This is a genomic window from Actinomycetes bacterium (genome assembly GCA_036510875.1).
GTDB lineage: Bacteria > Actinomycetota > Actinomycetes > Prado026 > Prado026 > DATCDE01.
This window is the reverse complement of record DATCDE010000245.1, coordinates 21,300-31,535: the sequence shown is the minus strand read 5'-3', so window position 1 is coordinate 31,535 and position 10,236 is coordinate 21,300. Positions and strand designations below refer to the sequence as shown.

General features: G+C 73.5%; 7 protein-coding genes. 6 read left to right on the top strand and 1 reads right to left on the bottom strand.

Going from position 1 to position 10,236, the window contains the following annotated elements; all coding sequences use genetic code 11:
• Positions 1 to 148 precede the first annotated feature (148 nt).
• From VIM19_14305 to VIM19_14280, 6 genes are all read left to right on the top strand, one after another.
• Complete coding sequence (locus VIM19_14305; GenBank protein ID HEY5186038.1) at positions 149 to 760, top strand: response regulator transcription factor; 612 nt, start codon at positions 149 to 151, stop codon at positions 758 to 760.
• Positions 761 to 822: 62 nt separating this feature from the next.
• Entirely contained in the window at positions 823 to 2,331 is a 1,509-nt protein-coding gene (guaB, locus tag VIM19_14300) for an IMP dehydrogenase (GenBank protein ID HEY5186037.1), read from the top strand.
• A 67-nt stretch (positions 2,332 to 2,398) separates the two neighbouring features.
• Positions 2,399 to 3,514 carry a GuaB3 family IMP dehydrogenase-related protein gene (locus VIM19_14295; protein HEY5186036.1) on the top strand — a complete coding sequence of 372 codons (1,116 nt, stop codon included), beginning with the start codon at positions 2,399 to 2,401 and terminating at the stop codon, positions 3,512 to 3,514.
• 22 nt (positions 3,515 to 3,536) lie between these two features.
• Entirely contained in the window at positions 3,537 to 5,219 is a 1,683-nt protein-coding gene (locus VIM19_14290; GenBank protein ID HEY5186035.1) for a glycerol-3-phosphate dehydrogenase/oxidase, read from the top strand.
• Between the two features lie 9 nt (positions 5,220 to 5,228).
• Positions 5,229 to 6,818: a succinic semialdehyde dehydrogenase gene (locus VIM19_14285; protein HEY5186034.1), complete on the top strand. Its 1,590-nt coding sequence runs from the start codon at positions 5,229 to 5,231 to the stop codon at positions 6,816 to 6,818.
• Entirely contained in the window at positions 6,809 to 8,536 is a 1,728-nt protein-coding gene (locus tag VIM19_14280; GenBank protein ID HEY5186033.1) for a GMC family oxidoreductase, read from the top strand. Before VIM19_14285 ends, VIM19_14280 begins: the two co-directional genes overlap by 10 nt.
• Here the strand turns inward: VIM19_14280 and sulP are convergent.
• A complete protein-coding gene (gene sulP / locus VIM19_14275) occupies positions 8,518 to 10,236 on the bottom strand; it encodes a sulfate permease (protein HEY5186032.1) in 1,719 nt (572 codons plus the stop codon). The two genes, VIM19_14280 and sulP, sit on opposite strands and share 19 nt — an antisense overlap.

The window sequence follows — 10,236 nt, the reverse complement described above, 5'->3', positions numbered from 1 at the left end:
CGCCGTCCAGTCGATCGCCGAGGACCTGCCCGAGGACCTCAGGCAGGGCTGGCTGGGCCGTCCCGACATCAGCGTGCTGCTCGAGGGCTGACGAACCGGAGATCAACAAGGGCTCACCTTCGGGGCGGATCGTGCCGAAGTACCCGTCGTGACGACGGTGTGCGTGTGCGACGACTCACCGCTCGCCCGGGAGTCGCTGCGCCGCGCGGTGGCGTCGCTGCCCGGTGTGGAGCGGGTGAGTGCCGCAGCCAGCGGTGAGGAGCTGCTCGCCCGGTTCTCGGTCGAGCGCCCCGACCTGGTGCTCGTCGACGTCCGGATGCCGGGGATCGGCGGCGTGGAGGCGACCCGACGGCTGCTGTCGCTGCACCCGTCGGCCGCGGTGCTGATGCTCACCATGGCCGAGGACACCGACGGGGTGGCCAGGGCGGTCGCCCACGGGGCCCGCGGCTACCTGCGCAAGGACGCGACCCGCGAGGAGCTGTCCGCGACCGTGGTGCAGGCCCTCAACGACCGGCTGCGCCCCGGCGGCGCGGCCATCCGGCGGCCCGAGGACCGTGCGGTGCCTCCGGCGCTGTCCGAGCGCGAGCTGCAGGTGCTCGGCGGCATGTCCCGGGGATGCAGCAACGCCGAGATCGGCCGTGAGCTGTACCTGTCCGAGGACACGGTCAAGACGCACGCGCGGCGGCTGTTCCGCAAGCTCGGTGCGGCCGACCGGGCGCACGCCGTGGCGCTGGGCTTCCGCTGGGGCCTGGTTCGCTGAGTGCGGGACGGCGCCCGTGACGTCGGTACGATGAGACGCACCGCCGCACCCCGGAAGGCCTCATGGACGCCGCCGTACCCGACATCTTCGCTCCGCTCGGCCTGACCTACGACGACGTCCTGCTGCTGCCGGGCGAGTCCGACCTGGCCCCCTCGGACATTGACACGACGTCGCGGCTGACCCGGGAGATCTCGCTGCGGGTGCCGCTGGTCTCCGCGGCCATGGACACCGTCACCGAGTCCCGGATGGCCATCGCGATGGCCCGCCAGGGCGGGCTCGGGGTGCTGCACCGCAACCTGTCCATCCAGGACCAGGCCTACCAGGTCGACCTTGTCAAGCGGACCCAGACGGGGATCATCTCCAACCCGGTGACCATCGGCCCGGACGCCACGCTCGAGGACCTCGACCGCGTGTGCGGGGAGTACCGGGTGTCCGGGCTGCCCGTCGTGGACGCCGACAGGCACCTGCTGGGCATCATCACCAACCGCGACCTGCGCTTCGTCCCGGTCGCCGAGTGGGCCACCACCAAGGTCGACGAGGTGATGACGCCGAGCCCGCTGATCACCGGGCCGGTGGGCATCTCCCGCGAGGAGGCCACCCTGCTGCTGCGCAGGCACAAGCGCGAGCGGCTGCCGCTGGTGGACGCCGAGGGGCGGCTCAGTGGTCTGATCACGGTCAAGGACTTCGTGAAGTCCGAGCAGTTCCCGAACGCCTCGAAGGACGCCCAGGGCCGGCTCATGGTCGGGGCCGCGATCGGCTACTTCGGTGACGCCTGGGAGCGGGCCACCACGCTCGTCGAGGCCGGCGTCGACGTGCTCGTCGCCGACACCGCCCACGGCCACGTGCGGATGCTGCTCGACATGGTGCGCCGGCTGAAGTCCGACCCGGCCACCCGTCACGTCCAGCTCATCGGCGGCAACGTCGCCACCCGGGCCGGCGCGCAGGCGTTCGTCGACGCGGGCGCCGACGCCGTGAAGGTCGGCGTCGGGCCTGGGTCGATCTGCACCACCCGGCTGGTGACCGGGGTGGGTGCCCCCCAGGTGACCGCCGTCCACGAGGCCGCGACGGCCTGCCGCCCGGCCGGCGTGCCGGTCATCGCCGACGGTGGCCTGCAGCACTCGGGGGACATCGCCAAGGCGATCGTGGCCGGCGCCGAGTCGGTCATGGTGGGCTCGCTGCTCGCCGGCTGCGAGGAGTCACCGGGCGAACTCGTGCTGATGAGCGGCAAGCAGTACAAGGCCTACCGCGGCATGGGGTCGCTCGGCGCCATGTCCAGCCGGGGCAAGAAGTCGTACTCCAAGGACCGCTACTTCCAGGCCGAGGTCACCAGCGACGAGATGATCGTCCCGGAGGGCATCGAGGGTCAGGTGGCCTACAAGGGACCGCTCGCGGCCGTCGCCCACCAGCTCATCGGCGGCCTGCACCAGTCGATGTTCTACATCGGTGCCCGGAGCATCCCCGAGCTGCAGAAGAAAGGCCGCTTCGTGCGGATCACCTCGGCCTCGCTCCGGGAGAGTCACCCGCACGACGTCCAGATGACCGTAGAGGCGCCGAACTACACGGCCCGCTGACCCACTTGTCAGGGTGACGACGACCTCTACGCCGTCCTCACCCTGACAGGTCGAAGGGGACAACCAGGTGGAGATCGAGATCGGCCGGGGCAAGCGCGGCCGCGAGGCGTACGCGTTCGACGACATCGCGATCGTGCCCAGCCGGCGTACCCGGGACCCGCAGGAGGTCTCGATCGCCTGGCAGATCGACGCGTACCGGTTCGAGCTGCCGCTGCTGGCCGCGCCGATGGACTCGGTGGTCTCACCGGCCACGGCGATCGCCCTGGGCCAGCTCGGCGGGGTGGGGGTGCTCAACCTCGAGGGGCTGTGGACCCGCTACGCCGACCCGGAGCCGCTGCTCGCCGAGATCGGCGAGCTGGCCGAGGACCGGGCCACCCCGCGGATGCAGGAGATCTACGCGGCGCCGATCCAGCCCGAGCTGATCGCCCAGCGGATCCACGAGGTCCGCGCCGCGGGCGTCACGGTCGCCGCGTCGCTCTCGCCGGGCCGCACCGCGCAGTACGTCAAGACCGTCGTGGACGCCGGCGTCGACCTGTTCGTCATCCGCGGGACCACGGTCTCGGCCGAGCACGTGTCCGGCCAGGCCGAGCCGCTCAACCTCAAGCAGTTCATCTACGAGCTCGACGTCCCGGTCGTCGTGGGCGGGGTGGCCACCTACACGGCGGCCCTGCACCTGATGCGCACGGGAGCGGCGGGCGTCCTGGTCGGCTTCGGCGGCGGGGCCGCGCACACCACCCGGGCGGTGCTCGGGGTGGCCGTGCCGATGGCCTCGGCGGTGGCCGACGTCGCCGCGGCCCGCCGGGACTACCTCGACGAGTCCGGCGGCCGCTACGTGCACGTGATCGCCGACGGTGGCGTGGGCCGTTCCGGGGACATCGCCAAGGCGATCGCCTGCGGCGCCGACGCCGTGATGATGGGCTCGCCGCTGGCCCGGGCCGCCGAGGCCCCGGGGCGCGGCTGGCACTGGGGCTCGGAGGCCCACCACGGCCAGCTGCCCCGCGGCGAGCGGGTGCGGGTGGGCACGAGCGGCACCCTCGAGGAGATCCTGCTCGGTCCGTCGCGGGTCCCCGACGGCACGATGAACCTGTTCGGCGCGCTGCGCCGCGCGATGGCGACGACCGGCTACTCCGACCTCAAGGAGTTCCAGCGGGTCGAGGTGACCATCGCCCCGAACCGCCGGTGAGCGGGCGGGACAGAATGGGGTCATGAGCACCGGACGACTGGACCCCGCCGAACGCGCCCGCGCACTGGACCGGATGCAGGCCGGTGAGCTCGACGTCCTCGTGGTCGGGGGCGGGGTGACCGGGGCGGGCGCGGCCCTGGACTCCGCCACCCGCGGTCTGACGGTCGGCCTGCTCGAGCGCCGGGACTGGGCGGCCGGCACCTCCAGCCGCAGCAGCCGGCTGGCGCACGGCGGGCTGCGCTACCTCGAGCAGCTGGAGTTCGGGCTGGTGCACGAGGCGCTGACCGAGCGCGGCCTGCTGCTGGACAAGCTGGCCCCGCACCTGGCCCGCCCGGTGCCGTTCATCCTGCCGCTGACCCGGCGCGGCTGGGAGCGTCCGTACATCGGCGCCGGCGTGGCGCTGTACGACGTCTTGTCCCGGGTGTCCCGCAAGGGCGGCGCGCTGCCGGGCCACCGGCACCTGTCCAAACGGGCGACCGCGCGGCTGGCCCCCGGGCTCGACCCGGACAGCTACACCGGGGCGATCGCCTACTTCGACGCGCAGATCGACGACGCGCGGCACACGGTCGCCGTCGTGCGGACCGCGGTGGCCCACGGGGCCCTGGCGGCGTCCGGCGTCGAGGTCACCGGCTTCCTGCGCGACGGGGACCGCGTCGTGGGCGTGACGGCGCTGGACCGGGAGACCGGCCTGGAGCTCAGCGTGCACGCCCGGGTCGTGGCCGGGGCCACCGGGGTGTGGACCGACCAGACCCGGGCGCTGCTCGGCGAGGACGACGCCGCCGCCCAGGCGCACCCGGTCCGCCCCTCCAAGGGCGTCCACCTGGTCGTGCCCCGCGCGGCCATCGACCTGAGCACCGCGTTGATCGCCCGGACCCCGAGCAGCGTGCTGTTCCTGCTGCCCTGGGGCCAGACCTGGCTGATCGGCACCACGGACACCCCGTGGGAGGGCGACCTCGACGAGCCCTCGGCGACCGCCGCGGACGTCCAGTACCTGCTGGACCAGGCCAACCACTGGCTGGTCCGCCCGCTCACGCACGACGACGTCATCGGCGTCTACGCCGGGCTGCGGCCGCTGCTCGTGGCCGACCAGCACCTCGACCCGGAGGAGACCGCCAAGCTGTCCCGCGAGCACGCGGTCACCTCGGCGGCGCCCGGGCTGGTCCAGATCGCGGGCGGCAAGTACACGACGTACCGGGTGATGGCCAAGGACGTCATCGACGCGGCCGTCGCCCACCTGCCGTTCCCGGTCCCGCCGTCGCGCACCGAGTCGGTGCTGCTGGCCGGCGCTGAGGGGTTCGACGAGGCCTGGCAGGGCCGTGACTTCCTGGCTGCCGAGGCCGGGCTCACCGGGGCGGAGACCCGTCGCCTGCTGCACCGGTACGGGTCCGACGTCCGCGACGTGCTGGCCCTGGTCGACGCCGAGCCCGAGCTCGGCGAGCGGCTGCACCCCGACGCCCCCGTGCTGCGGGCGGAGGTCCGCTACGCCGCCACCCACGAGGGCGCCCTGCACCTGGACGACGTGCTGGTCCGGCGCACCCACCTGTCCCTCGTGACCAAGGACGCCGGCGACTCGGTCGCCCTGGACGCGGCCCGGATCCTGGCCCCGGTGCTCGGCTGGGACGACGACCGCATCGCCGCGGAGGTGGCCGCCTACCGGGCCGCCGTCCCGAGGGTTCCTCCAGCGCCGGTGGAGGCTGGGCCCTAGGCTCGTGGTATGACGGCGACGCTGCCGGTCGGGACGGCCGGCGTCACGACGCCCACGGTGCTGGACCCCACGGTGGCGCTCCGGCTCGCGGCCCAGGTGACCGCTGGCCCGAGCGCCTCGACCACCGAGTGCCGCTCGCCGTTCGACGGCGCCCTGGTGGGCCGGCTGCCGGTCTCCAGCGAGGCCGACGTCGACGTCGCGTTCGGCTCGGCCCGGGCCGCCCAGCGGGCCTGGGCGGACCGTCCGGTGGCCGCCCGCGGCCGGGTGCTGCTCACCTTCCACGACCTGCTGCTCGCCCGCAGGGACGAGGCGCTCGACCTCGTGCAGTGGGAGACCGGCAAGGCCCGCCGGCACGCGCTCGAGGAGGTCCTCGACGTCGCGATCAATGCGCGCTACTACGCGCGCAGCGCCGCCCGGCTGCTCGCCCCGCAGCGCCGCCGCGGGGCGCTGCCGCTGCTCACCCAGGTGACCCAGCAGCGCCACCCGCTGGGCGTGGTCGGGGTGATCGCCCCGTGGAACTACCCGCTGACCCTCGCGGTGAGCGACGCGATCCCCGCGCTCATGGCCGGCAACGGCATCGTGCTCAAGCCGGACTCGCAGACCGCGTTCATCGCGCTGTGGGCCCGCGAGCTGCTGGTGGAGGCCGGGCTGCCCGACTCCCTGTTCCAGATCGTCGTCGGTGACGGCCCGACGGTCGGCCCCGCCGTCGTCGACCGGGCCGACTACGTCTGCTTCACCGGGTCGACGGCGACCGGCCGCGACGTGGCCCGTCGCTGCGCGGACCGGCTGGTCGGTTGCAGCCTCGAGCTTGGCGGCAAGAACGCGATGATCGTCTGCGCGGACGCGAACCTCGCCCGCACGGTCGAGGGCGCGCTGCGCGCCTGCTTCTCCAACGCCGGCCAGCTGTGCATCTCGATCGAGCGGATGTACGTCGCCGACGAGGTCTACGACACCTTCGTCCCGGCGTTCGCCGACGCGGTCGGCCGGATGCGGCTGTCGGCCGCGCTGGACTACTCCGCCGACATGGGCTCGCTGGTGTCGCAGCGCCAGCTGGACGCCGTCCGCCGGCACATCGACGACGCCGTCGCCGGCGGTGCCACCGTGCTGGCCGGCGGGCGCCCCCGTCCCGACCTCGGGCGGTACTTCCACGAGCCGACCCTGCTCGAGGGGGTCACCCCGTCGATGGCGGTCTTCGAGGAGGAGACGTTCGGCCCGGTGGTGTCGCTGTACCGGTTCGGCTCCGAGGACGACGCGATCCGGCGGGCCAACGCCACGGAGTACGGGCTCAACGCCAGCGTCTGGACGAGGGACACCCGCCGCGGCCGGGCGCTGGCCGCGCGGATCAGGACCGGCACCGTCAACGTCAACGAGGGTTACGGACCGGCCTGGGGCAGCGTGGACGCGCCCATGGGCGGCATGGGGGACAGCGGGCTCGGGCGCCGGCACGGCGCCGAGGGGCTGCTGAAGTACACCGAGACCCAGACCGTCGCGGTGCAACGGCTGCAGGGGTTCGGCTCGCCCCGGCAGCTGTCCGACGAGCAGTGGGCCCGCGTACTCACCTTCTCGGTGGGTGCTCTGAAGAAGGTGGGATGGCGATGAGCGGCTACGACTACGACGTCTTGGTCATCGGCTCGGGGTTCGGCGGGTCGGTCAGCGCGCTGCGGCTGACCGAGAAGGGCTACCGGGTGGCGGTCCTCGAGGCCGGCCGACGGTTCGACGAGACGACCCTGCCGAAGACCTCGTGGCGGGCCCGGTCGTTCCTATGGGCACCGGCCCTCGGGCTGCGCGGGATCCAGCGCATCCATCTGCTGGGGCACGCGGTGGTCCTCGCCGGGGCGGGGGTCGGCGGCGGCTCGCTGGTCTACGCCAACACCCTCTACGTGCCGCCCAAGACGTTCTTCGCCGACCCGCAGTGGCGGGACATCACCGACTGGGAGGCCGAGCTCGCCCCCTACTACGACCAGGCCTCGCGCATGCTCGGCGTCGTCCGCAACCCCACCATGACCCCCGCGGACGTCGCCATGAAGGCGGTGGCCGACGAGATGGGGGTGGGGCACACCTTCGGGCTCACCCCGGTCGGGGTGTTCTTCGGGGACGGCCCAGGAGTCCCGGCCGCCGACCCGTTCTTCGGCGGCGCCGGCCCGAGCCGGGCCGGCTGCACCGAGTGCGGCGCGTGCATGACCGGCTGCCGGCACAACGCCAAGAACACGCTGCCCAAGAACTACCTCGGGCTGGCCGAGGCCGCGGGGACGACGGTGCTCCCTGACACCGCGGCCGTCCGGATCCGCCCGCTGACCGGCGGCGGGTTCGCCGTGGACACCCAGCGCCCCGGCGCCTGGGTCCGCCGCGAGCCGGCCACGCTGACCGCCGAGCAGGTGGTCGTGTCCGCCGGCGCGTACAACACCCAGCGGCTGCTTCACCGGATGCGCGACGACGGGCACCTGCCCGGGCTGTCGCCCACCCTGGGCCGGCTGTCCCGGACCAACTCCGAGTCGCTCGTGGGCGCCGTGGCCAAGGACACCAGCACTGACTACACCCGCGGGGTGGCGATCACGTCCTCGTTCTACCCCGAGCCGCACACCCACATCGAGCCGGTGCGCTACGGCAAGGGCAGCAACGCCATGGGGCTGCTCAACACGATCCTCACCGACGGCGGAGGCCCCCGGCCGCGGTGGGCGACCTGGCTAGGGGAGGCCGTCCGGCACCCCGGCGCGGTGGCGGCGTCGCTCAACGTCCGCCGCTGGTCGGAGCGGGCGGTCATCGCCCTGGTGATGCAGACGGTGGACAACTCGCTCACCGTGCGCTCGTCGCGCACCCGGCTGGGACGCTGGCGGCTGACCTCCGAGCAGGGCTACGGCGAGCCGAACCCCACCTGGATCCCGGTCGCCAACGACGCCGTCCGCCGGCTCGCCACGGTGGTGCGCGGCCGGGCCATGGGCAACCTCGGTGACCTGGTCAACCGGCCCATGACGGCGCACTTCATCGGTGGCTGCGCGATCGGCGCCACGGCGGACGACGGTGTCGTCGACGCCTACCACCGCGCCTACGGGCACCCGGGCCTGCACGTGGTCGACGGCTCGACCGTCTCGGCGAACCTCGGGGTCAACCCGTCGCTGACCATCACGGCGCAGGCCGAGCGAGCCATGGCGCTGTGGCCGAACAGGGGCGATGCCGACCTCCGACCGCCGCTCGGGTCCGGCTACCAGCCGGTCCCGGCCGTGCCGCCCCGCCACCCGGTGGTCCCGGCCACGGCGCCGGGAGGGCTGCGGCTGCCGGTCGTGGCGGTGCGGTCGGGCTCCTACGAGCCGACCGGGTGAGCCTTGGCCCACGCCTCGTAGCCCTCGACCGCGGTCGGCAGGGTCGGGAAGATCAGGTCTGAGCCGACCTGCTGGACCAGCCCGCCGCGGTCGAGCAGCACGAGCAGGTCCTGCTTGACCCGGGCCATGGCGAACACGATGCCGCGCTGCGCCAGGTGGCTGCGCAGGTCGATGAGCGCGTCCACGGCAGTGACGTCGACCTCGACGTTGGCCTCGGCGTTGAGCACGAACCAGCGCACCGGCCAGAGCTGCTCGTCGACCGCCGCCATGGCCCGCCGCTTGAAGTCCTCGGCGTTGGCGAAGAACAGCGGCGAGTCGTAGCGGTAGACGACCAGGCCGGCGACGGTCTGTGCCTGGGGGAAGTCGTCGATGTCGTGCATGCCGGCCAGCCCCGGCACCAGGCCCTGGACGGCGTCGTGCGGCCGCGCCACCCGGCGCAGCAGGTCGAGCACCGACAGCCCCACGGCGATGAGCACCCCGTAGAGGATGTCCAGCAGGAGCACACCGGCCAGCGCGCCCAGGGCGAGCAGGTACTCGCTGCGCCGGAACGACCACAGCCGGTGGAAGGCGGGCAGGTCGACCAGCCGGGTGGCCGCGTACACGACGATCCCGCCGAGGGCGGCCAGCGGGAACTGCGCGAGCACCGGCCGGAGGAACAGCAGCACCGCGACGACGCTGCCCAGGGCCACCAGCGAGTACAGCTGGGTCCGGCTGCCGACGGTTTGCCCGATCGCCGTCCGGCTGCCGCTGCTGCTCACCGGGAAGCCCTGGAAGACCCCGGCCCCGAGGTTCGCCGCGCTGAGGGCCAGCAGCTCCTGGTTCGCGTCGATGTCGTAGGCACCCTTGGCCGCGAACGCCCGCCCGGTCAGCACGTTGTCGGTGTAGCCCACGATCATCACGCCGAGCGCGGGCAGGAACAGCGCCTGCAGGTCCGACCAGCCGACGTCCGGCAGCGCGGGGTGCGGCAGCCCGCCGGGGATCCTGCCGACCACCGCGACGCCGTCCGCAGTCAGGTCGAGCAGCGACACTAGGGTGGTCGCGAGCAGGACGGCGAGCAGCGGACCGGGCGCCCTCGGCCAGTAGTGCTGGACCAGGAGCAGGAACGCCAGCACACCCAGGCCGACAGCCAAGGTCGGCCAGTGGACGTCGGACAGGTGGGTGAGGAACGAGCGCACCTCGGCGATCAACGTGTCGCCCTCGACCGGGACCCCGGTGAGCTTCTCCAGCTGGCTGATGATCATGATCACGGCGACGCCGGCCATGTACCCGATGAGCACCGGCCAGGACAGCAGGTCCGCGATGAACCCCACCCGCAGCGCCCAGGCGAGCAGGCAGAACAGGGCCACCAGCACGGCCAGCGCCGCGGCCAGTGCCGCGTAGCGTCCGCTGTCGCCGAGGGCCAGGGGGGCGATCGCAGTGGCGGTCATCAGCGCCGTGGTCGACTCGGGGCCGATCGACAGCTGCGTGGAGGAGCCGAGGAACGCGTACACCGCGAGCGGCACCATGATCGCCCACAGCCCCACCTCGGGGGGCAGTCCGGCGATCCCGGCGTAGGCCATCACCTGCGGCACCAGGTACGCGGCCACCGTGACCCCGGCCAGGACGTCCCCGCGCAGCCACCCCCGGCGGTAGTGCCGCAGGGTGGTCAAGCCGGGCAGCAGCCGCTGGACGAGGGTCGGCTCTCGGGCCTCGACGTCCAC

What these genes read in the sequence shown, in the direction of transcription:
- guaB (HEY5186037.1), top strand. Translation starts at nt 823, where the DNA reads ATGGACGCCGCCGTACCCGACATCTTCGCTCCGCTCGGCCTGACCTAC.
- VIM19_14290 (HEY5186035.1), top strand. Translation starts at nt 3,537, where the DNA reads ATGAGCACCGGACGACTGGACCCCGCCGAACGCGCCCGCGCACTGGAC.
- VIM19_14285 (HEY5186034.1), top strand. Translation starts at nt 5,229, where the DNA reads ATGACGGCGACGCTGCCGGTCGGGACGGCCGGCGTCACGACGCCCACG.
- VIM19_14280 (HEY5186033.1), top strand. Translation starts at nt 6,809, where the DNA reads ATGGCGATGAGCGGCTACGACTACGACGTCTTGGTCATCGGCTCGGGG.